Raw genomic sequence first — 21,643 nt, forward strand, 5'->3', positions numbered from 1 at the left:
ACTCGGCCCATGCCGACCACTCAGACGAGTTCGGGCTGCGGCCCGGCCTGCGGTTCCAGTTTGCGTACGGGGACGGCCTGCGGCTCCCACTGCTTCGTGGTCCTGATGAAGTAGTGGATCACCGAGAACGTCGCCAGCATGAGAAGAGGACCGAATATCCAGGGGTGTTCGGCCATCGTCGTCGACAGATAGCGATACGAAACCAGGAGGGCAGTGAAGATCACCGCGCCGTACGCGACCAGTTGTGCTCCCGTCCGGTCCCAGCCGCGGGCGAGCGAACGGAGGGCCGCCTCGATCGTCAGCGCGAAAACGACTCCGGCAATGATGTCCGTACCGTAGTGGTAGCCGAATCCCAGGGTTGCGCCGAGCGTCGCGATCCACCAGAAGGCGCCCGCGATCTGCAGGAGCTTCGGGCCCTTCCGGGAATGAATGAAGATCGTGGTTGCCCATGCCGTGTGCAGGCTCGGCATGCAATTGCGAGGGGTGATCTCGTTGAACGGCATATGGTGCGGGACGCTGATGGAAGCCGAGTTGGGCCACACATTGGCCACCGCCCAATGTCCGCCGTCCGCGCCATAGGCGAAGATGGGGCCGACCACCGGGAAGATCATGTAGAAGGCGGGCCCGAGCAGGCCGATGACCAGGAAGGTCCGCACCAGATGATGCGCCGGGAAGCGGCGCTCGGTCGATACGTTGCGCAGCTGATAAATGGCGACAAGAACCGCGGCCACCGCGAGCTGGATGTACACATAATCAAGGATGTGGGCGCCGATCGGGCCGGTGGATTTCACGAACCGGCCCACCAGCCAGGAGGGGTTGCCCAGGGCGTGATCGGCGGTCGCCACATACTGGTCGAGCACCGCCGGGCGGGTTTTCGACGTGATGAGGAGCCAGGCATCGCCCGTCTTGCGGCCGGCCACAAGAAGCAGTCCGAGGCCGACGCCCTTCAGGAGCAGGACGCGTTCTTGACCGGTGCGGCGCGTGAAAGCGATGACCACGCAGGCCACGATCACCCACAATGCGCCATTGCCGAACATCATTTTGGTGTCGACGGCCCAGCGAACCAGGAAGAAGACGATGTCGATGCCGACGGCGGCCGCCATCGCGATGGCCCGCTCACGCCAGGTCAGCACCACCATCATCAAGGCCATGCTGGCATACAGCAATGGTCCGGATTTAGGGGCGAATATGATTTCTTTCGCCTGATTTGTGATCGGCCCCGGCTGGCCGTAATGACGCGCCGCAATCTCCAGCACGATGAGGAACCCGAGGGCCACCACGACCACCGCAGCCCACATCATCGCCCGTGGTGTACGCCACGTCGACGGAATTTTGTAATTTATTCGGGAAAACACCCGCGATGATATCGTTGTCAATTGTTTGGCCGATTTGCTAGATGTTGGTTAACAGGTCACTCTTCGTACTGGCTCGGTTCGTCATCGTGATGTAGTGGCGCCGATGACGGGGTCATCAGCGCCGATCATGTTATCCGAGTGGTGTGGGTGGGTTTCGCTGGTCATGGGTGAGCTCGTGCCCGCCCATCACGCAATGGCCCGCCGTACTCACGACGCGTCGTCGAGGCGCCGCCTGAGGTGGTCATACGCCCAGGCCGCGAGAGTGGTCGCGGTGGTGGTGCGGACCGTGCGGTGCTGTTCGGGTACGAAGTCCTCCCGAAGGCCGGTCGACATGCCGAGCACGGACTCGACCATTCCGTCGGGCATTCCGGCGCGCTGGAGCTGGGCGCGCATCGCGTCGTCCGTGATGCGCTCGACGACGATCCGCCGGCCGGTGGCCGCGGTGAGGATCTCCGCGACCTGGTGCCAGCTGAGATCGGCGGGTCCGTGCACCGCCTGCACACTGCGCCCGGACCACGCCGACGACAGGAGGCGGGTGACGGCCACCTCCGCGATGTCGCGCGGCGCCACCCAGGCCATGGGCTGGTCCAGCGGCAGGACCACCTGGAGGCGGCCGGCCCGTACCGCGTCGAGCTGGAGTTCCAGGTTGGTGAAGAAGTAGCCGCAGCGAAGGTGCGTGACGTCGACGCCGGTGTCGTCGAGGGCGGTCTCCGTGAGCGCCAGCCCGTCGATCTCGCCGGCGCCGTGCCGTTTCTCGGCCCCCACGCTGCTCTGGAAGACGACCCGGCCGATGCCGTTCTCCGTGACGGCCCGTACGACGCTGGTGGTCGCACGGGCGTAGTCGGCGAGCGGGTCGCCGCTCGCGGTGCTCGGGTCGACCCAGAACAGGGCGTCGACACCGCGCGTGGCGGCGACGACCGTGTCGGCGTCGTACTGGTCGACCCGTACCGCGTCCACCTCGTCCCGGACCTCGGGGGCCAGTCGGGCGGGGTCACGGAGCAGGACACGCGGCCGGACACCGGCCCGGACCAGTGTCGCGACCACATGGCGGCCGACGTTGCCGGTCGGCGTCGTGACGGCGATCTGCATGGCTTCCTCCCATTCGATGTCTGCGGGGGCCGGCAGTGCGGGCACTGCCGGTCCTGCTGGTTCGGCGATGGCTTGGACCACCGCGGCTACCCGGCCCAGGCTAGGAGCAGAGGCGGACGGCACCTGTCCTACTCGGGTCGGCGTCGGTCACCGTGCCGTGGGCAGCAGTCGCGTCTCGGCCGCGGGGAGCTTGGCCCACCAGTGGTGATAGCGGCTGTAGGGCGTGGTCTCGCGGCCGTCGAGGAGTCCGGCCAGAGCCTCGGCCTCCTCGGCGAGCCCGTCCCAGACGGCCCGCGTCAGCGGATGGAAGGCCGTCACCTCGACGCCCTCGGGCGTGGGCCGCCACACTCCGGCGACATACCCGTCGACCAGCAGAGTCGGCAGGACGTCGCCGTTGGTCCGGATCACCGAGGGGCGGTACGCGGGCGGAATCATCCGGTCGCGGTCGGCATGGGCGAGCAGGACGCTGTCCCACATGGCCATGAGGCGGGGCGGGGCCGGGGTGTCCGCGCAGGGCCGAGGTGCGTCGGGCAGGTCGTACAGGGCGAGCCCGTCCGGGCCCTGCAGTTGCTCGACGTCGCCGTCCGGAGCCGTCATGACGTGACGGACGGTCGACCGGCGCATCATCAGGAACTGGGCCGCGTCCGCCACCGAAGCGGGACCGAAGCCGGCCAAGTACCGCAGGATCAGGGCCCGTAGCGCCTGCATGTCCGGCTCGCGTCCGGCGACCGCGGGCGCCGGATCGGCCGCGACGAACGACGGCCGATGGCCGAAGGACCAAGGCGGCGCCGTCGGCGCGTGCTGCAGCGGCGCGTACGCCCTCAGCCCCCACCAGCCCCCGTCCCCGCGCTCGGCGCCGAGCCGCTCCTGGACCCACGCCCGCATCTCGGCCATGGTGCGGGGCCGGTCGGCGAAGGCCAGCAGCTCCGGCACCAGTTCCTCGGCATCCGCCGGCGTCAGCCCTGCCGCGGCGAAGCGGTATCCGAGGCGGGACGCGTACAGCGTCGGCTGCATCGCCGCGCGGAAGACCGGATAGTCCTCGGCGAGCACGGCGTGCAGCGTGATGCGCATCAGGGTCGCCTTGACCACTCCGCGGCGCGCGAAGGCCTCGTCGAGCTCGGCCGGGTCGAAGCCGGCGAGCCGGTTCCAGAGCGCGATGTACGGGGACGCCGGATGCTGGGCCTGCAGCGCGACGAGCTGCCTCAACCCTTCGGGGACACTCAACTGTGCTCGTTCCAGAAGGAGTTGACGACTCAGGGTGGCCCGGTTGAGTGCACGCTCGGTGACCTTCATGGCCCGGATTCTGCCGCAGCCGGTCCCACCCGTCCCGTAGCGCTCCACCGGAACTGCATGCCGCCGCGGTAGGGATGCGCACGGCTTCCGGGCGCCGGGCGCAAGGCAATGAACAGGTCAAGCGCTTCCCAACCAGGTCAAGATTCGCGGAGATATGGAATTCATAAGAGCCCGCCGGAATAGTCGCCTGGGGAAACGGGTTCAAGACACACGTACCCCGCCCAGGGGCCGCCGCCGACCTTACTCAGCCTCCGGAGGCTCCCTCATGTCCCAGCCGACGACCGACCAACAGGCCGCGCCACGCGGCATACGTGGTGTCGTCCCCGTCCTCGCCTTCGCCGGCATCACGGTCGCGGTGATGCAGACCCTGCTCGTGCCGGTCATCAAGGACCTGCCGGAGCTGCTCAGTACCTCACCGTCCAACGCCACCTGGGTCATGACCTCGACGCTGCTCGCCGGCGCCGTGGCCACGCCGATCATGGGCCGGCTCGGCGATCTGAACGGCAAGCGCCGCATGCTCCTGGTCAGCCTCGCCATCATGGTGATCGGCTCGCTGATCGCCGGCTTCACCGACCAACTCGTCGTGATGATCGTCGGCCGTGCCCTCCAGGGCTTCGCGATGGGCGCCATCCCGCTCGGCATCGGCCTGATGCGCGACGAGCTGCCCCGCGAGAAGCTCGGCTCCGCGATGGCCCTGATGAGCTCCTCCATAGGCGTCGGCGGCGGACTCGCGCTGCCGGCCGCCGCCCTGATCGCCCAGCACGCCGACTGGCACGCCCTGTTCTTCAGTTCGGCGGGCCTGGGCGTGGTGGCCATCGTGCTCACCCTCTTCTTCGTGCCGGAGAGCAGGGTCAAGGCGGAGGGCACGTTCGACGTGCTCGGCGCACTCGGCCTCTCCGCGGGTCTGGTCCTGCTGCTGCTTCCGATCACCAAGGGCAGCGACTGGGGCTGGGGTTCGGCCACCACGCTCGGTCTGCTCGGCGCGGCGGTCCTGGTCCTCGTCCTGTGGGGCGTGATGGAGCTGCGCGTCAAGGCGCCGCTGGTGAACCTGCGCACCACCGCGCGGCGCGAGGTGCTGCTCACCAACCTCGCCTCCACGATGGTCGGCGTCGCCTTCTACGCCATCTCCCTCGTACTCCCCCAGCTGCTCCAGCTGCCCTCCGCCACCGGATACGGCCTCGGTCAGTCGATGGTCGTAGCCGGTCTGTGCGTGGCTCCGCTCGGCCTGACGATGATGCTGACGGCCCCGGTCTACGCACGTCTCTCGGCCAAGTACGGCCCGAAGACCACCCTCATCCTCGGCATGCTGATCATCGCGGTCGGCTACGGGGCGGGCCTCGGCCTGATGAGCGCGGCCTGGCAGACCATCATCATCTCGGTCGTCGTCGGCGCGGGCATCGGCCTGGCCTACTCCTCGCTCCCGGCACTGATCATCGGCGCGGTCGACCCGTCCGAGACCGGCGCGGCCAACGGCCTCAACACCCTGATGCGATCGATCGGTACGTCGGTTTCGAGCGCCGTCATCGGCATGGTGCTCGCCAACACCTCGCAGAACTTCGGTTCGGTCGCGCTGCCGACCATGCACGGCTTCCGCGTCTCGTTCCTGATCGCCACGGCCGCGGTCGCCGGCGGTCTCGCGCTCGCCGTCTTCCTGCCCAAGGGCCGCCCCGCGGCCAAGCCGCAGCTGCGGGCCAGCAGCGAGGAGGACGCGGCGCTGGAACGGGCCACCGAGGCGCTGGCCGCCTTCCACGGCCGGGTCGTCGGCGCGTCCGGCGCCCCCGTCGCTCGTGCCAAGGTCACGCTGATCGACCGGCACGGCCGCCAGGCCGGCTCCGCGCACACCGACGAGAGCGGCCGGTACGCGGTGCCGGTCCCGCGGGGCGGCGCCTACGTCCTGGCCGCGACGGCCACGGGCCACGCGCCGCTGGCGTCCTCGGCCACCCACCACGGCGGTGAGGGTCCGGTCACCGTCGACCTGGCGCTGCCGGTGCCCGCTCTGTAGCGGCCCCGATCACGCGGCGGGCCGGTGCGCGATCCCGGTCCGCAGGCACTGGCGAGCAGGGCGTGAGGCCCTCGGCCGGGCGGGACCAGCCCGCTTGCCCGAGGGCCTCACGCCTTTTCCGGTACGGGCCGCCGGAGCAGGTAGACGGCCGCGAAGCAGGCCAGCACCGCCATGCAGCCGATGAACACGAGACCCGCCCCTTCCAGGCCGAGCGGGCCCACCAGGACGCCCACCCCGATCACCGGCACCGAGATGCCCGTGTAGGCGACCACGAACAGGGTGGAGATCACCGCCGCGCGATGGCGCTCGGGGGACGCCTGGGCCACCGCGGACAGCGCCGCACGGAACGTCAGCCCCTGTCCGAAGCCACCGACCAGCGCGCTCAGCACGATCAGCACCAGCAGGTCCCAGCGGAGCGCGCCCGCGAGGAGCGCGAGCCCGGCCAGCAGCGCGGCACATCCCGCGGGCAGCGAACGCCGCAGGCCCACCCTGCCGACGGCCAACTGCCCGCCGGTCGAGGCGAAGAAGGCCAGCGCGACGACAAGACCGCTCGCGGCGTGGTTGGAGACGTCGAGGGACTTCGCGAGGAAGGCGGGGCTCACCGAGGTGAACACCCCGAACAGCGCGAACCCCACGAAGGACGCGACGGCCGCGGGCACGAACAACGGCCGCACCCGCGCGGGCAGCCCCGGGCGCTGCGGCCGCGCACTGCTGAGGCGCTGTGGCTCCCGTACGGTCTCCGGGAGCCACAGCACCACCGCGGCCGAGGCGGCCACCAGGGCCAGGTGCACGATGAACGGCAGGGACAGCGGGTGGCCGGCGTACTGCGCGAGCAGTCCGGCGAGCAGGGGGCCGCAGCCGAGGCCGCCCATGTTGGCGGCCGTCGCCACGAACGTGGCGCGTGCGGCCCCGTGGCGTGGTGCCAGGTCCATGACGTACGCCGTGGCGGCCCCGGTGAACAGACCCGCCGAAAGACCCGAGAAGAGCCGGCCCGCGTACAGCCAGGCGAGGCCGTCGGCCCACAGGAAGCAGGCCGCGCTCGCGGCCGCGAAGCCCAGGCCGCACAGCAGCACCGGCCTCCTGCCCACGGTGTCCGAGACATTGCCCGCGAGCAGGAGCACGCCGATGACCCCGAAGGCGTACACGGCGTACACGATCGTGACCGTCAGCTCGGAGAAGCCGAACTTGTCCTGATAGAGGCCGTAGAGGGGGGTCGGGAGTGTGGTGCCCGCCATGCACACGGCGAACACCGCCCCGCTGAGCAGGCATTGACGCCATCCTCGAAGATCACCGTCGTCCATGGCACTGACGGTAACGCCGCGGACCGCCCGGCTCCGGCCGGGGTGACGGGGCGCGCCGCCGTGTTCCCGGACCCGGCGGCGATGTCGGTGGGGCGTGCGGCCGTCCGCAGCACGATCGTCCCGCCCGATTCCCTGTTGCCCCGCGCCGCATCCTGCCGACGGCGCCGCTGCACGAGGTGTTCGCTCAGGCGTGGGAGCGGCTGTGCGCGGCGAGGGAGGGCGGGCCCTCCTGACCTCTCTCGCCCGGGATGTGGTGTGCTGCAACTCCCCTTTCAAGCAAGGGACGTTGAGGCACACCGCGTCCCACTCCGGGGCATCGCGTCAGCCGGGCCGGTTCCTGCGGTCGTCCTTTTCGCCCTTCCCCTGGGACCGGTGCGGCAGATGCGGCAGATGGCCCTGGCGCAGCTGCAACCAGACGTCCCGGGCCCGGCGGCCCGCGTGGGTGCGGCTCTGCGCCACCATCTCGCGGGCCTCCTCCTCCGTTTCGGCCATGGCCGAAGAGCCGCGCAGTGGCTTGCCCGCGGTCTCCCGCAGGAACAGCGCCGAGATCACCCCGATCACCCCGGCCACCATCAGGTAGTAGGCGGGCACGAGCTCATTGCCCGTCGCGTTGACCAGGGCGGAGGCCACCAGCGGAGTCGTACCGCCGAACAGGGAGACGGAGAGGTTGAACGCGAGGGACAGGCCGCCGTAGCGCAGATGGGTCGGGAAGAGCGCGGGCAGCGTGGCGGCGCTCGTCCCCGCGAAGCAGACCAGGAGCAACCCGAGGACGACGCAGCCGATGGCGGGCAGGACGATGCCGCCCTGCCGGATGAGCTGGAAGACGGGCACCGCGAGGACGACCATCGCGATGCCGCCCCACAGGAACAGCGGCCGTCGGCCGTACCGGTCCGAGGAACGGCCCACGGCGGTGATGGTGAGGACGACGAGGACCATCGTGCCGAGCACCAGGAGCTGCGAGGTGAGTTCGGACTGGCCGAGGGTGGTGCTCATGTAGGTCGGCAAGTACGACGTCACCATGTAGTTGGTGACGTTGTAGAGCAGTACGAGCCCGATGCACACCAGCATGGCCTGCCAGTGGTGGGTGAAGACCTCCTTGAGGCGGCCCCGCCCCGACATGCGGGCCTGCTCCAGGCGCTCTTCCTCCTCGGGCGTGGCACCGCCGCGCCCGGCGGCCTGCCGGCCGCGTTCCTCGGCCTCCTGGAACGCGGGTGTCTCGTCGAGCTTGAGCCGCATGTAGAGGCCGATGAGCCCGAGAGGGCCGGCGATGTAGAACGGGATCCGCCAGCCCCAGTCGAGCATCTGGTCCTCCGACAGGACACCGGTCAGGACGGTGACCAGGCCGGAGCCGAGCGAGTACCCGACGAACGTGCCGAAGTCGAGCCAGCTGCCGAGGAAGCCACGCATGCGGTCCGGCGAATACTCGGCGATGTAGGTGGTGGCCCCGGCGTACTCACCACCGGTGGAGAAGCCCTGCACGAGCCGACAGACGAGCAGCAGGATGGGTGCGGCGAGGCCGATCGACTTGTAGCCCGGCAGGAATCCCACCGCGAAGGTGCTGATCGCCATCATGATCATGGTGACGGCGAGCACCTTCTGGCGTCCCACGCGGTCGCCGAGCGGGCCGAACACGAGCCCGCCGATGGGCCGGACGACGAAGGCGGCGGCGAAGGTGGCGAACGTCGAGATGACCTGGGCGCCCGGCGAACTCGACGGGAAGAAGACTTTGCCGAGGGTGGCGGCGACGTACGCGTAGACGCCGAAGTCGAACCACTCCATCGTGTTGCCGAGCGCGGCCGCCGACACGGCCCGGCGCACGGCGGGCTTGTCGGCCACCTTGACGTCGTCCGCGCTCAGGCTCTTCTTGCGACGGCGCAGCAGCGTCCGCACCATGCGCTCGGTCTGCGGGCTCCCCGAGCCGAACCCGCGACCTCGATGACCCGGGGGTGTGGGCCCCGGCCTGCTTGATTTCATGGGCACCTGTGCGTCGTCCTCGGTGGGTGTGGGATCCGGGGTCGTGGGACGGTGACCTCCGGTCCGGGCGGGGTACGCGTGCCGCCGAGCGCGGCCAGATGTCCGGCACGCGGCATACGTAACCCAACTTTCCCCTGCCCGCGCGCTACACGCAGCGCAAGCGCCGACGCGGCGTGTCGGCGCGGCCCCGGAACACACACATGCGGCCCGCCGTCGCCCGTTCCGGCACCTCACACCGGTCCGGCGCGGCCGGGAGCGCGTGTGATGAAGCGGGCGACCAAGCACGGGCGATCGCGAACCGGGCGTTCCGCACGGGCAGTTGGCTGCCCCTCACGCCCCTCACGCCTCCTCACGCCGTTCATGCCGTTCATGCCGTTCATGCCGTTCATGCCGTGGCGAAGTTCATCACCGCCAGCGGCGCCGAAGTCGGGGCGGGTGAGCCACCGGCGGGTTCGACGGTGATGCCCATGCCCGAGGCCTGGTCGACCGGCCCCGACAGCAGGACCGCTTCGGTACTGCGTGCCGGATTCATCAGGCCCGCCGGCCGCATGGTGCCCGCGTCGTCGAACCACAGCTGGTAGACCTTGCCGTCCGGCGGCCTGGGCAGCCCGGAGGCCACGAAGACGGCCTGGTTCCTGCTGTGGGCCACCACGAGCGTGCCGGTCGCGCCGCCCTTCAGGGTGCCGGTGGCGGCTTTCGCGTCCGGTGCCGCGAGGACCTCGGCGAGCTGCTGGGACTGCCCCTGGGCCGCGTCCGCCCGCTGTTGCGCGCTGTCGGCCACCTGGTGCTGCCAGACCGCGACGCCGCCGAGCCCGGCAGCGGCCGCGAGACAGGCGGCCAGCGCGAAGTGCGACCAGCGCGCTCGGCGCAGCCGGCTGCCGGTGGACCCGGGCTGTGCCGGTGGGTGCGGGGCGTCCTGGCGGACCACGGCGATCTGGCGCAGCACCGCGGTCTTGAGTTCGACGGGCGGGGTGACCGACACGGCGAGCCCGAGCCGGCTCGCGGTGGCGGTGAGCTCCAGCACCTCCTGGGCGCAGGACTCGCAGTCGGCGAGATGCCGCTCGAACTCGCTCCGCTCCTCCTCCGACAGGGCGTGCAGCGCGTACGCGCCGGTCAGTGTGTGCAGATCGGCGATGCTCATCCGGCCACCCCCAGGCAGTCGCGCAGCCGGATCAGCCCGTCGCGCAGTCGGGTCTTCACCGTGCCCAGCGGGACGGCGAGCAGCTCGGCCACCTCTCGGTAGGTCATGCCGCGGTAGTAGGCGAGCGTCACGGACTGCCGTTGGAGTTCGGTGAGGGTACGCAGACAGCGGCGCACCTGTTCCCGCTCAAGACGGCTCTCCACCTGCTCGGTCACGTCGTCGAAGGCCGGGGTCTGTTCCAGGAGCGCGGCCTTGTGCTCACGCTCGGTGGCCGCCTGGGCGGAGCGCACCCGGTCCACCGCTCTGCGGTGGGCGAGCGTCAGCACCCAGTTCATGACGCTGCCCCGGTCCCGCCGGTAGCGCGCGGCCGTCCGCCACACGTCGACCAGCACCTCCTGGGCGACCTCCTCCGACTGGGCGGGGTCACGTACCACCGTGCGGACGAGACCCAGGACGGGGCCGCCCACCGCGTCGTACAGGGAACTGAACGCATCCTGATCACCCCGCGCCACGCGATCGAGCAGTTCGGGCAGGTCGGGCCCGGCGGAGCGGGCTCCGCTGATGTGCACCACTTCTTTCACGCGGTGATCCTCCTGGACATAGGTCGCTACAGGAGTCATTCGGAGCCGGTGCGCCCAAGGTTTGCTCCGCTCGGGAAACAGTTGCCCGTCAGACGGCGTCGAAGCGGTTGCGGGCCGCCTCGATGTGGTCCAGGTACCGCTGGGTCCAGCCGCACATCCCGGAGACCGCCGCGCGCAAGGCCCGGCCCGGCTCGGTGAGGGTGTACTCGACCCGCGGCGGCACCGTGGGGTGCACATCGCGCTCGACCAGGCCGTTGCGCTCCAGCATGCGCAGGTTCTGGGTGAGCATCTTGTGGCTGATGCCCTGGATCTCGTTGCGCAGCGCACCGAAGCGCAGGGTGCCGTCGCCGAGCGCCTCGATGATCAGGAACGCCCACTTGTTGGCTATGTCGGTGAAGATCTCCCGGGCCAGCGAGTCCGCGCGGCTCAGGTCCGCGTCCTCGGCCGTGCTCCTGAGCTGCTTGGTCACCATCGGGTTCCCCAGTCACTGGAAAGTGCGTTCTTCCATGTCAGCGGCCACTCTCCTACGGTTCCCGAGTAACTACAAGAGACCGAGGGCGAGTTGGGCCACGCGGCAGCGGGCCCGTGCGCTCTCGCACACGGAAGCGGGCGGCATGACCATCACCCTTGTGAACCCCGAAGGACTGCCCGAGGTCGGCGTCTACCACCAGGTGTCGGTCGCGAGCGGATCGAAGCTCGTCTTCCTCGCCGGGCAGGTGTCCGTCGACGCCGACGCGACCACGCTCGGCGAGGGCGATCTCGCCGCACAGACCGAGCGCTGCTACCTCAATGTCGCCACCGCGCTGGCGGGGGCGGGCGCGACGTTCGCCGACGTGGCGAAGCTGACCGTGTACGTCGTCGACTGGGCCCCGGAGAAGATGCCGCTGCTCCTCGACGGAATCGCCCGCGCGTCCGCCGCGCTCGGCACGGCCATCGCCCCGCCGGGCACGCTCCTGGGCGTCGCGGCCCTGGACTCGCCCGCCCACCTGGTCGAGGTCGAAGCGGTGGCGGTCCTCGACTGATCCGGCTCGGCCCGGCCGAGCCGGATCACTCGGGCGGGGCGGGGGGCTCGGCCGGGCCGAGGGCCAGGGCGAGGGTGGCGCGGGTGTCGGACGCCCCGCGCTGGCGCGCCACCCGGTAGGCGTGGTCACCGATCGCGGTACGGGCCCGCAGATCGGTGCGTTCACGCACCGCGGCCAGTTCCGGAGTGCCGCGCTGCGGATGCCCGACACTGCGCCAGTACGTCTGCCCGGTGCCGGAGAGCCGGGCGGCCTGTTCGCCCTCGCCCTGCTCGGCGGCGGCCGCCGCCAGCAGATCCACGCCCAGGGCGATGCCGAACCGGTCGCCGAGCCGGCGCTTGCCCCGCAGCATCGCCCGTGCGTGCTCCGCGGCCTCCGCGGGCCGGTCCCGGAACAGGGCGATCAAGGACAGCTGGTACTCCACGTAGGAGCGCGTCCAGACCTCGTCACGCTGCTCGCAGGCGGCGAGGAGCCGCCGGGCGAGCCCCTCCGCCTCGTCGTAGACGCCCAGCGCGGTCCGCGTGAACACGGTGATCAGGCGGCATCGGAGGCGCGAGGGGGAGACGAAGTCGTCCTCGGCGGCCTCGGCGAGGGCGCTTTCGGCGAGGCTCTGGGCGACCAGGGGCCTACCGGTCATCAGGTAGGTGAGGCTCAGCAAGTAGGCGGCCCCCAGTGCCGCTTCGGGGTCCTCGTCCTCCTCCGCCGCCCTCGCGCAGTGGGCGGCCAGCTGCGCGGCCGGCTCCGGCTCCCCTTGAAGCAGCCGCACGATGCCGAGCGCCCACAGCGCCCGGGTCAGCACCGGCCCGGGTTCCCGGTGTTCGAGCAGCGCGCGCTCCAAGTAGTGGCGGGCCTCGTGCAGATGGCCGCAGCAGCTCCAGAAGAAGGCGACGCGCCCGGCCAGGTCGACCGCCGCACCGCCGGGGTCGTTCATCAGGTGGTCGAGCGCGGCACACAGGTCGGGGTGCGCCTGCGCGATCCTCCCGTACTCCCGGGCCTGTTCCGGGCCGAGCCAGCGCTCGTCGGCCCGCCGGACGACTTCGTGGAAGTACGCGGCGTGCCGGTCCGCCAGCTGTTCGCGCTCGCCGAGCTCCTCCAGCCACATGCGCCCGTACTCCTTGAGGGAGTCGAGCATGCGATGGCGATCGCCGTCGCGCTGGACGACGCATTTGACGACCAGCCCTGACAGAGCGTCAGCCACGCCGTCTTTGCTCAACGGGCCACCGGAACAGACCAGTTGGGCCGTGCGTGCGTCGAAGGGGCCACGCAGTACGGAGAGCCGCGCCCACAGCAGCCGTTCGGCGGGGGTGCACAGTTCGTGGCTCCAGCCGATCGTGGTGCGCAGGCTCGCGTGCCGGGGTGGCCGGGCGCTCGGCTCGCCGCTCAGCATCGTGAGGGGCGAGCCGAGCGCCCCGGCGAGATCCGTCAGACGGCGCTGCCGCAACTGGCCGCTCGCCAGCTCCAGGGCGAGCGGAATGCCTTCCAGGCGGCGGCAGATCGCGTCGGCGGCGGCCCGCTCGCGCGGGGAGTCCACGTCCACATCGGGTGCGGCTTCGGCGGCCCGGGAGAGCAGCAGCCGCGCCGCGTCACTGGGTGCTCGTGCCCCGCGCGTTCCGTCGACCGGCAGCGGGCCGATGGCGAGGACGCGTTCCCCGTCGACCTCCAGGGGCTGTCGGCTCGTGGCCAGGACCGTCAAGCCCGGTGCGGAACGCAGGAGTTGACCGATGAGCCGACGGCAGTCGGCCGCGAGGTGTTCGCACGAGTCGAGGACGAGGAGCGCCTCGCGCTCGGCCAGCCACGCGCACAGCGCGTCGGCGGCCAGCCGTGGGGTGTGGTCGGCGAGACCGGCCGCGTCGGCGACCGTCGCGATCAGCAGGTCGCTGCCCATGAGGGGCCACAGCTCGGCCCAGATGACCCCGTCGCGATGGCCGGGGCCCCCGCGCGCGGCGGCCCGTAGGGCGACCCGGGTCTTTCCGACCCCGCCGGTTCCGGTCAACGTCACCAGCCGGTGGACGGAGAGGGCCCGCTCGACGCGTCGCAGCTCCTCCCGCCGTCCCACGAAGCTGCTCGTCTCGTCAGGAATCTTGCCCGCCATGGCGCACAGTGTGGCCCACGAGCACGACTCGGGTGCGGCGTTCGGCCCGGGGCCACCCCACGGTGTGCGGTGCCCGCTGCCGAGCGTCACACCATCGGGCGGACTCGGCTCGGGCACGTGTCGCCGGCTCACCGGTCACCGGAACGGAGTCCCCGCCTGCGCGGACGCGTGAGCGGCGACTTCGAGGGGACCCGAGAGGCATGGCAGATACCTCGCACACCCCGAGTTCGTACTGGAGCCGTCTCCGCGGCCGGACGGCCGACCCCGCGGCCCGGGAAACGGCGGGTGCGACACCGAACGTGGAACCGGCCGGCCACACCGCCTCCCCGGCCGGGTCGGACGACGAGCCCAGTGCGCCCACCGACCTCCCGGCCCGCTCCTGGCTTGCGGTTCTTCGGCGTACCGGCCGGGAGTTCCTCGACGACGACCTGCCCGACAAGGCGGCCGCCCTGACCTACTACGGGGTGCTGTCCCTGTTCCCCGCGCTGCTCGTGCTCGTTTCGACGCTCGGCGTGATGGGCGAGAAGGCCACGCGCGGAATCCTGGACAACCTGGGCCACCTCACGCCCGGCCCCGTCCACGATCTGCTCGACAGCGCGATCCGGCAGCTGCAGGGCAACGGCGGTACGAGCAGCGTCGTCGCGGTGGTCAGCCTGATCGCGGCCCTGTGGTCGGCGTCCAGTTACGTCGCCGCGTTCATCCGTGCCGCCAACGCCGTCTACGACCTGCCCGAGGGCCGGCCGGTGTGGAAGCTGACGCCACTGCGGCTCGCCCTGACGGTCACGCTCATGGTGGTGCTCGCGGTCAGCGCGGTGATCGTGGTCTTCACGGGCCCGCTGGCCCAGCGCGCCGGGGACGCGATCGGGGCGGGCGACGCGGCGGTCGCGACCTGGAACATCGCGAAGTGGCCGGTGCTCCTGCTCCTGATGGTCTTCATGGTGGCCCTGCTCTTCTGGCGCGCCCCCAACGTCCGCGGCCCGGGCCTGCGTTGGCTGAGCCCGGGCAGCCTGCTCGCCGTCCTGCTGTGGCTGGCCGCATCGGGCGGCTTCGCGCTGTACGTGGCGAACTTCGGCTCGTACAACAAGACGTACGGAACGCTCGCCGGGCTGGTCATCTTCCTGATCTGGGTGTGGCTCTCGAACCTGGCGATCCTGCTCGGCCTCGAACTGGACGCCGAGCTGGCCCGCCAGCGCGCGATCAGCGGCGGTCACCCCGAGGGCGAGGAGCCGTACGTGGAGCCCCGCGACACCCGCAAGTGGCCCGCGCGGCTGCGCCGCCGGGTGCGGCGGCGTCGCAACACCGCCAAGTGAAGTGCCGCTCCCCGCGCGGTGGTTGACCCTCGCACGCCGGAGCGGCCACCGCGCCGTGCGCGCGGCGGCCCGTCCCCGGCCGGTCAGATCGCCATGGCCTCCTGGATCCAGCGGTTCACCCGGTACGGCATCCACCAGGCGAGCTCCCCCACCGCCAGGACGAGGCGCTCGCCGAGGAAGTCGGCCAGTACGGCGGCAGGCACGGATGCGGCCGGGGCTCCGTAGGCCAGGGCTTCGATGGTCCGGTGGTACTCCGGCTCCTCGGCCGTGAAGCGGCGCAGGTCGCCCCAGCGTCGGTCGCGGATCTGGACGAAGCCCGGGCCCTGGCGCCACAGGCACTTGCAGAGGTAGTGGCCGTCGCGCCACCGGCGCAGGTCCGCGGTCGCGTCCGCGGGCCCCTCGATGCGCTGGGGCGGCTGGAGGTGGCTGAGGGTGCGCCAGGTGTCGTCGGGCGCCGCCGGGTCGAGGCGGAGCTTCCATTCGACCAGGACGGCACGCGCCGTCAGGTCGCGGACCAGGCTCAGGGCGCGCACGGCGCGTTCGGCCGCGCCCGGCGCCGCGAGTTCGGCGAGGTCGACGGGCTCGGGCAGCCGGACGCGCCGGGCGCCCAGCTTCCACAGCCGGTCGCTCTCCTCGGCCGGGGGGCCGGTCAGTTCCATCTCGCCGAGGTACATCCCCGGCAGGGTGCAGGCCTCGGGGTCGTAGTCGCGCCAGGCGGCGACCCCGAGGGCTTCGGTCGCGGTGGTGAGGGCGGTGCTCATCGGTCGTCTCCTGCTTCTGTGTCGGACACGCGCGGGCTCAGACGCTCACGGGCTCGGGCCGCGCGGGCTGCTCGTCGGCGTCGAGGGCGGCCTGGGCATGGCGCATGAAGTCGAGGCGCAGCAGGTCCTCGTTGACGGCCGAGGGCGCGATGTGGACGTACTGGCCGCCGTCCGTGAAGACCAGGCCCAACGCGAGCCAGGAGTCGAGCAGTTGCTGCACCTCGTGCTCCGTGCGCTCGGCGCCCTTGGCGCGGGCCGCCGCCTTGCGGGTGAGCGCGGTGACCGCGTGCGGCTGGTCGAGGAGGCGGAAGACCGCCAGTTCGAACGGGTCGGTCACTTCCATCGCGCGCCAGGCGAAGGTGCGCCGCCTGCTCACCAGGACGATGCGGTCGCCGAGGTCGGTGTGGGTGAGCCGGGCGTCGGCGTGGTGCTTCTTCCAGGCGTCGAGCGCGTCGTTGAGCGCGGTGACCGTGGGCTCGGTGATGCCGCGCTGGGGGGCCTCGAAGACGTACGCGAGGTCGTAGAGCTCGGACTCGGGCAGGTCGTAGGTGAAGCGGTAGTGCTCCTCGGGACGCAGGCCGTCGAAGCCGAGTTCGGGGCGGTTGAAGTAGGGGCTGAAGCGCTCGATGGCGATCCGCGCCGAGAGGTCGACCGGAGGGTTGAGGTGTTCGAGTGCGGGGATCTGGGCGATGACGGGGTCGTAGTCCTCGGCGGTCTCGCCCGGGAAGCCGTGCAGATAGTTCCAGGCGACGGAGAGGCCGGTCTCGGCGCCGTCGCGGAGCATGCGCACGTTCTGGCAGCCGCTGACGCCCTTGTCCATCAGGTCGAGCACCCGGTTGTTGAGGCTCTCGATGCCGGGCTGTACGTAGATGAGTCCGGCTTCGGCGAGCGTACGCAGCTGGCTGCGCCGCATGTTGGCCTTGATCTCGATGTGCATCCGCAGGTCGTAGCCGCTCTCCATGATGCGGGGCAGCACCGTGGTGAGGTATCCCATGTCGAGGATGTTGTCGACGAGGTACATGTCGAGCACCCGGTGGCGGCGGGCGAGTTCCATGATCTCTTCGAAGAACGTGTCCGGGCTCTTGGAGCGAAACTGCATGAACGAGCCGTTGAGGCCGCAGAACGTGCAGTGGTGCTTCTCGCCCCACCAGCAGCCGCGCGCGCCCTCGACGACGAGCTTGGGCTCGACCCAGTTGCGGGCCACGGAGGTGGCGAGGCGCTCGAAGTAGCCGCTGTAGTCGGGGGCCAGGATGGTGGCCGGCGGCAGCGGGCTCGTGGCCATCGCGTTGACGACGCTCCGGCCCCCGGGATCGCGGTGGCACAGGCCCGGCACCTTCGAGAGCACCTCGTCGCCGGCACCCTCGGCGATCGCGGTCAGCAGCTGCGGGAACGCGGATTCGCCCTCGCCGCGGATCACGTGGTCCACGAACGGGAAGTTGCGGTGGACGGCCTCGCCCTGCTCGCCGTCGCAGTTGGCGCCGCCCATCACGGTCACGATGTGCGGGGCGAGCCGCTTGACGTGCTTGGCGGCGGCGAGGGCCGCGGTGTTCTGCTGGAAGGTGGAGGTGAAGCCGACGACGTCGGGCGCGTACTCGACGATGCGCTGGGCGATCATCTCCACGAACTCCGGTACCTGGCGGTGGAGTTCCTGCGACATCCGCAGTCGCGACTTGCGGAGTTTTCCCTTCATCGCGGCCGCGAACTCCTCGTCCCGCCAGGCGGGGTCGTCGTAGAGCGCGGAGGAGAACACCCAGTCGCCGCAGCCCATGAAGTAGGAGGAGAGCGCGTAGTACTCGTAGTCGTCGGAGGTGAATTCGGTGCGCTCGGTGATCCAGTCGGTGAATTCGAGGTTGGCGTGCAGGACTTCGGCACTGGCGCCGGGCACGCGCTCGTCCACGCTGCGCTTGAGGATTCCCAGGGCCAGCGAGGGAAGGTCGATGGGCGACCAGGGCATATTGACCAGCAGAACACGCATGTCGGCTCCTCGGGATGTGCGGAGACGTGGAGGGAACGAGGCCCGGGGGGCCGGAGTTGGGCGGTAGTGCCCGGTCGGTCCCGCGGCTCACGGCCGCGGGACCGACCGGCGAGGATCAGTCCTCTTCGCCGTCCTCGGCGTTGCGGAACGGAACCTTGATGGTCACGCCGACGCTCGGCTTGCGGTTTTCCTCGTCACCCGCGAGCGGGTCATTGTGGATGATGTCCTTCTGCATGGCCGGAACTCCTCTCTGTGTGGGTACCGCCTGTTCCGGCGGGCGCTGGGGAGCGCTCCCGTCCGGAATCCCCGCTCCGGTCGGAGCGGGGCGTCTGGGGGGTGGTGGTACGGGCCTGCCCCTGCCGCAGTTCGCGGTCGAGGAAGACCACGGCGCGGCGCAGCACGGCCACATGGTCGTCGGCCTCGTAGCCGTCGTGGCCGGTGTCGAGCCACATCGACTCGTGGCGTGCGCCGACGAGTTGAAGGGCGGTGAGGTAGTCGCGCACCTGGCCGGGCGGGCATTTGGCGTCCCGGGTCGCGGCGGCGACCAGCAGGGGTGCGCGGACGGCGGCGGCGTAGTGGCGGGGCGAGCTGCGCTCGTAGCGCTCGGGCACCTCGTCGGGGGTGCCGCCGAAAAGGCGCTCGTCCAGGGCGCGCAGCGCCGGGGTGGTGGTGCGGTAGGCGGTCGCGCAATCGGCGACGGGCTTGACGGCGACGCCCGCCTGCCACAGGTCGGGGTGTGTGCCGAGGGCGAGCAGCACCAGATAGCCGCCCCAGGAGGTGCCCCACAGCCCGGCCGCGTCCGCGCGGACCACGCCGCGGGCCACGAGGTCGGCGCGGACCGCGACGAGGTCGGCGACCTGGGTGAGTCCGACGCCCTCGCCGAACGCCCGCCGCCAGCGGGGTCCGTAGCCGGTGGAGCCGCGGTAGTTGACGCGTACGACGGCGAATCCGGAGGCGACGAGGGAGTGCACGACGCCGTCGTAGGCGTCCCGGTCGTGGTCGGCGGGACCGCCGTGCACGAGGAAGACGGCGGGAACCGCGCCCGTCCGTCCCTCGGGCAGGCTGAGCAGCGAGTGCACGGGCCCGTCGGGGCCGGGTGTCCACAGGTCCCGGTGCTCGCCGGGCACCCTCTCGGGAATGCCGTGCGTCGGGGGCAACTCGGTGCCGGCGGTGGAGACCATGCGGGGCGGTGTCGCGGTGTCCGTCCAGAGGACGTGCACATCGGACCCGGCACGCGGCGCCGCATCGAGGAGGGTCCCGCGCGGTGTCGGTACGGGCTCGACGGTGCGCTCCGCGAGGTGTACGCGGTGCAGGGTGCTGCGGCCGTGCCGGTCCTGGCGGACGAGGAACGAGAGTCCTTCGGGGTGCCAGCGAGCGGTGATCTCGGTGTCGAAGGCGCACCAGGAGTGGGTGACGAGTCCGGCGTCCGGGGTCCAACTCGCCAGCAGGTAGCGGTCGTTGGACTCCCGGACGAGTAAGAGTTCGGCATGTCGCGCGGTGGGCGCGAAGCCCAGCGACCAGAGCCGGCCCCCGCCTCCGTCCCCGGCGAGCACCGCGCACGGGGTGCCGTCGTCGGCGATTACGGTCACGGCCCGTGCCGATCCGGCCGCGCCGCCGAGGGCGAGGAGGCGGCCGTCGGGGGTGATCCCGGACAGGGTGGCGTGCCCGTCGACGCGCGTCACTTCGCGGGCGGCACCGCCACGCGGGCCGAGGTACACGGTGGTGGAGCGGGCATCGCCGATGCCCATGGCCACGCGTCCGCCGTCGCTCACCGCGAGGCCGCGCGGCTCGCCCTCGGGCACGCCGAGCAGACCCGGCAGGTCGGGGCCGCCCTCGAACGGCTGGAACCGCCAGCGCCCGGCTCCGTGGTCGTCCTCGTCGAACCACCACACCCGGGCGTCGCGGTCGATCGCGCCGTGCAGGGTGCCGTGCGGGCGGTCGGTGACCTGTCGGGCCCGGCGGGTGTCCGCGTCCCAGGTGAACACTTCGCAACGGCCGTCGGCGTCGGCGGTGAACACCATCTTGGCGGGCTGGGCGGCACACACCTCGGGCAGGGCCGCGCGGTAGACCTGGTAGCTCCTGCTCATGCCGTCGCCCCCGTGAGCCGGGACCGTACGACGGTGGTCCGCCAGGCGAGGGCGGTGAGCAGTCCTGCGCAGATCACGGCGGGCGCGGCCGTCCCGACGCGGGTCACGAACACCCCGGCCACGACCGGCGCGAGCGCGGCCGACCCACCGACGGCGCTCGCGAGGACCGCGCCGGTGCGGGCCTGCAGGGAGGGCGGCGTCTCCTGCAGGGCGCGGGACTGGAGCACGACCGCGACCAATGGCATCAGGAGGCAGAACACCCCGAACAACGCGCCGTACGTCCAGGGTCCGTCGGCGGTGGCGAGGCCGGCCGCGAGCGGGACGAGCAGCCAGGACACCGTCACCAGCAGCCGCGCGGCGCCGATGCGCCCCACGACACGCGGCGCGGCCAGCGACCCGACGAGGCCCGCGGCGCCGGACAGCGCCAGGACGAGGCCCATGGGCGCGCCGCCGTGACCGCCCTTCTGCAAGGTGAACACCGCGCCGTAGTAGAGCGCGACGATCACCCCGTTCACGGTGGCGGTCCAGGTCACCACGAGCCGGAGGAAGGGCGAGGTGCGAACGAGGGCGAGTCCTGCGCCGAGCTCGCTCCGCAGTCCCGGACGTCCCTTGTCAGGTAGGGGAGTTGGGGAAGCTCCGGCGATCGCTTCGGCCGCCTGCACCGAGCCGCTCGGCGCGGCCCCGGGGGCCGGGTGGTGCGCGGGCCGCAGGTCCGAGCGCAGCGCCCGTACGCATCCGGCGGCGACGGCGTAGGAGACGGCGTCCGCGAGGAAGGGCAGGGCGCGGGCCAGCTGGTAGAGCGCACCGCCGAGGGCCGGGCCCAGGATCAGCGCGCCCTGGTCGCCCGCCGCCAGCCCGGCCACCACGCGCGGGCAGTCGGCGGGCGGGGCGATCATGGCCACGGTGCCGGCCGCGGCGGCCTCGTACACCGCGGTCGAGAGCCGCTCCACGAGGACCGCGCCGAGCACGAGGGCGAGCGGTGGCTGCCCCGTGGCCACCGCCGCCGTCACCCCGGCCATGGCGAGCGCCGAGACCGTCGCGGACCAGAACATCACGGCCTTGCGGGACCCCCGGTCGGCCGGAACGGCCGCCAGCGGGGCCAGCAGCAGCCCGGCCGCCGTGGACACCCCCGCGACGAGGCCGACCGTCGCGGCGGAATGGCCGAGGCCGAGCAGCAGCAACGGCAGTACGACACCGGAGGCCTGGGTGCCCAGGGCGTCGGAGGCGCTCGCCCACCAGAACAGCCGGACGTCACGGGGCACCGGCCGGCGGGCCGCCCGTCGCTCGGCGGCGGTGGTGCCGGGGGCCATCACGTTCCCGCCCCTGAAGAGGTCCCCGGGAGACCCGGGAACTCCGGTTCGCGCACAGCCACCCCACAGTTGGTCAAGTTGCGAAGAACATGTGCAGGAATCGAAACGAGCGGGAGCCTAATCAGACGCCCGCTCGGCCCACAAGAGTCGCGCCGCCGAGGCCGGAATCGAACTGTGTAAGGGCCCGGCAAAGTAACCGATTACTTGATCCGCGGTTCGGCCCGCCCGCGGGCCGGCCTCCAAAGGGACGAAAGGGAAGGAGTGCGGCCGCCCGTCGCGCTCCCGGATGCCTTCGCGCTCCCTCCACGCCCGCTTCGCGGCGGTGAACCTCCGTGCCCTGGTGGCGAGTTCGC

Annotated in this window: 16 protein-coding genes; 3 read left to right on the plus strand and 13 right to left on the minus strand. The window is 71.5% G+C overall.

Annotation, left to right across the window (positions count from 1 at the left end; genetic code table 11):
* Window positions 1-20: 20 nt before the first annotated feature.
* The 3 genes from IE267_RS12710 to IE267_RS12720 form a co-directional block, all read right to left on the minus strand.
* Window positions 21-1,301 carry a phosphatase PAP2 family protein gene (locus IE267_RS12710; protein ID WP_189763261.1) on the minus strand — a complete coding sequence of 427 codons (1,281 nt, stop codon included), beginning with the start codon at window positions 1,299-1,301 and terminating at the stop codon, window positions 21-23.
* 261 nt (window positions 1,302-1,562) lie between these two features.
* Window positions 1,563-2,489 carry an NmrA family NAD(P)-binding protein gene (locus tag IE267_RS12715; protein WP_229861071.1) on the minus strand — a complete coding sequence of 309 codons (927 nt, stop codon included), beginning with the start codon at window positions 2,487-2,489 and terminating at the stop codon, window positions 1,563-1,565.
* Window positions 2,490-2,591: 102 nt separating this feature from the next.
* Window positions 2,592-3,737, minus strand: a complete 1,146-nt coding sequence (locus tag IE267_RS12720; RefSeq protein ID WP_189763262.1) for a winged helix DNA-binding domain-containing protein — start codon at window positions 3,735-3,737, stop codon at window positions 2,592-2,594.
* A gap of 265 nt (window positions 3,738-4,002) precedes the next feature.
* On the opposite strand from IE267_RS12720, the gene IE267_RS12725 reads away from it, so the two are divergent.
* Window positions 4,003-5,739 (plus strand): MFS transporter, encoded by a 1,737-nt coding sequence (locus IE267_RS12725; protein ID WP_167162059.1) that lies wholly within the window; start codon window positions 4,003-4,005, stop codon window positions 5,737-5,739.
* Between the two features lie 107 nt (window positions 5,740-5,846).
* Here the strand turns inward: IE267_RS12725 and IE267_RS12730 are convergent, their stop codons facing one another.
* The 5 genes from IE267_RS12730 to IE267_RS12750 all read right to left on the minus strand — a co-directional run bounded on the left by IE267_RS12730 (window position 5,847) and on the right by IE267_RS12750 (window position 11,208).
* Window positions 5,847-7,040, minus strand: a complete 1,194-nt coding sequence (locus IE267_RS12730; RefSeq protein ID WP_167162061.1) for an MFS transporter — start codon at window positions 7,038-7,040, stop codon at window positions 5,847-5,849.
* A gap of 321 nt (window positions 7,041-7,361) precedes the next feature.
* Window positions 7,362-8,933, minus strand: a complete 1,572-nt coding sequence (gene proP, locus IE267_RS12735; protein ID WP_189763263.1) for a glycine betaine/L-proline transporter ProP — start codon at window positions 8,931-8,933, stop codon at window positions 7,362-7,364.
* Between the two features lie 466 nt (window positions 8,934-9,399).
* Window positions 9,400-10,155 (minus strand): anti-sigma factor, encoded by a 756-nt coding sequence (locus IE267_RS12740; protein WP_167162065.1) that lies wholly within the window; start codon window positions 10,153-10,155, stop codon window positions 9,400-9,402.
* On the minus strand, window positions 10,152-10,736 hold the full coding sequence (locus IE267_RS12745) for a sigma-70 family RNA polymerase sigma factor (protein ID WP_100576248.1): 585 nt from the start codon (window positions 10,734-10,736) through the stop codon (window positions 10,152-10,154). Before IE267_RS12745 ends, IE267_RS12740 begins: the two co-directional genes overlap by 4 nt.
* An 88-nt stretch (window positions 10,737-10,824) precedes the next feature.
* On the minus strand, window positions 10,825-11,208 hold the full coding sequence (locus tag IE267_RS12750; protein ID WP_167162067.1) for a winged helix-turn-helix transcriptional regulator: 384 nt from the start codon (window positions 11,206-11,208) through the stop codon (window positions 10,825-10,827).
* Window positions 11,209-11,350: 142 nt separating this feature from the next.
* Between IE267_RS12750 and IE267_RS12755 the strand changes: the two genes are divergently transcribed.
* Window positions 11,351-11,758: a RidA family protein gene (locus IE267_RS12755; protein WP_167162069.1), complete on the plus strand. Its 408-nt coding sequence runs from the start codon at window positions 11,351-11,353 to the stop codon at window positions 11,756-11,758.
* 25 nt (window positions 11,759-11,783) lie between these two features.
* Here IE267_RS12755 and IE267_RS12760 read toward each other — a convergent pair whose 3' ends face one another.
* The gene (locus tag IE267_RS12760; RefSeq protein ID WP_189763264.1) at window positions 11,784-13,847 is read right to left on the minus strand and encodes an ATP-binding protein; all 2,064 of its coding nucleotides are present in this window, start codon (window positions 13,845-13,847) and stop codon (window positions 11,784-11,786) included.
* Window positions 13,848-14,047: 200 nt separating this feature from the next.
* Here IE267_RS12760 and IE267_RS12765 point away from each other — a divergent pair, with 200 nt between their 5' ends.
* The gene (locus IE267_RS12765; RefSeq protein ID WP_167162073.1) at window positions 14,048-15,157 is read left to right on the plus strand and encodes a YihY/virulence factor BrkB family protein; all 1,110 of its coding nucleotides are present in this window, start codon (window positions 14,048-14,050) and stop codon (window positions 15,155-15,157) included.
* Between the two features lie 83 nt (window positions 15,158-15,240).
* On the opposite strand, the gene IE267_RS12770 is transcribed toward IE267_RS12765, so the two are convergent.
* The 4 genes from IE267_RS12770 to IE267_RS12785 form a co-directional block, all read right to left on the minus strand.
* On the minus strand, window positions 15,241-15,918 hold the full coding sequence (locus tag IE267_RS12770) for a DUF5825 family protein (protein WP_189763265.1): 678 nt from the start codon (window positions 15,916-15,918) through the stop codon (window positions 15,241-15,243).
* A gap of 37 nt (window positions 15,919-15,955) precedes the next feature.
* Complete coding sequence (locus IE267_RS12775) at window positions 15,956-17,893, minus strand: RiPP maturation radical SAM C-methyltransferase (protein ID WP_189763266.1); 1,938 nt, start codon at window positions 17,891-17,893, stop codon at window positions 15,956-15,958.
* Window positions 17,894-18,102: 209 nt separating this feature from the next.
* Window positions 18,103-19,980, minus strand: coding sequence for a S9 family peptidase (locus IE267_RS12780; RefSeq protein ID WP_189763267.1), 1,878 nt, complete (start codon window positions 19,978-19,980; stop codon window positions 18,103-18,105).
* The gene (locus IE267_RS12785; protein ID WP_189763268.1) at window positions 19,977-21,290 is read right to left on the minus strand and encodes an MFS transporter; all 1,314 of its coding nucleotides are present in this window, start codon (window positions 21,288-21,290) and stop codon (window positions 19,977-19,979) included. The genes IE267_RS12780 and IE267_RS12785 overlap by 4 nt, the downstream gene beginning before the upstream one ends.
* Window positions 21,291-21,643: the final 353 nt, after the last annotated feature.

The sequence above is a fragment of the Streptomyces xanthochromogenes genome (genome assembly GCF_014650455.1).
Lineage (GTDB): Bacteria > Actinomycetota > Actinomycetes > Streptomycetales > Streptomycetaceae > Streptomyces > Streptomyces xanthochromogenes.

What these genes read in the sequence shown, in the direction of transcription:
- IE267_RS12765 (WP_167162073.1), top strand. Translation starts at nt 14,048, where the DNA reads ATGGCAGATACCTCGCACACCCCGAGTTCGTACTGGAGCCGTCTCCGC.
- IE267_RS12725 (WP_167162059.1), top strand. Translation starts at nt 4,003, where the DNA reads ATGTCCCAGCCGACGACCGACCAACAGGCCGCGCCACGCGGCATACGT.
- IE267_RS12780 (WP_189763267.1), bottom strand. Translation starts at nt 19,980, where the DNA reads ATGAGCAGGAGCTACCAGGTCTACCGCGCGGCCCTGCCCGAGGTGTGT.
- IE267_RS12710 (WP_189763261.1), bottom strand. Translation starts at nt 1,301, where the DNA reads ATGATGTGGGCTGCGGTGGTCGTGGTGGCCCTCGGGTTCCTCATCGTG.
- IE267_RS12785 (WP_189763268.1), bottom strand. Translation starts at nt 21,290, where the DNA reads ATGGCCCCCGGCACCACCGCCGCCGAGCGACGGGCGGCCCGCCGGCCG.
- IE267_RS12750 (WP_167162067.1), bottom strand. Translation starts at nt 11,208, where the DNA reads ATGGTGACCAAGCAGCTCAGGAGCACGGCCGAGGACGCGGACCTGAGC.
- IE267_RS12740 (WP_167162065.1), bottom strand. Translation starts at nt 10,155, where the DNA reads ATGAGCATCGCCGATCTGCACACACTGACCGGCGCGTACGCGCTGCAC.
- IE267_RS12730 (WP_167162061.1), bottom strand. Translation starts at nt 7,040, where the DNA reads ATGGACGACGGTGATCTTCGAGGATGGCGTCAATGCCTGCTCAGCGGG.
- IE267_RS12770 (WP_189763265.1), bottom strand. Translation starts at nt 15,918, where the DNA reads ATGAGCACCGCCCTCACCACCGCGACCGAAGCCCTCGGGGTCGCCGCC.
- IE267_RS12720 (WP_189763262.1), bottom strand. Translation starts at nt 3,737, where the DNA reads ATGAAGGTCACCGAGCGTGCACTCAACCGGGCCACCCTGAGTCGTCAA.
- proP (WP_189763263.1), bottom strand. Translation starts at nt 8,933, where the DNA reads ATGGTGCGGACGCTGCTGCGCCGTCGCAAGAAGAGCCTGAGCGCGGAC.
- IE267_RS12755 (WP_167162069.1), top strand. Translation starts at nt 11,351, where the DNA reads ATGACCATCACCCTTGTGAACCCCGAAGGACTGCCCGAGGTCGGCGTC.
- IE267_RS12760 (WP_189763264.1), bottom strand. Translation starts at nt 13,847, where the DNA reads ATGGCGGGCAAGATTCCTGACGAGACGAGCAGCTTCGTGGGACGGCGG.
- IE267_RS12775 (WP_189763266.1), bottom strand. Translation starts at nt 17,893, where the DNA reads ATGCGTGTTCTGCTGGTCAATATGCCCTGGTCGCCCATCGACCTTCCC.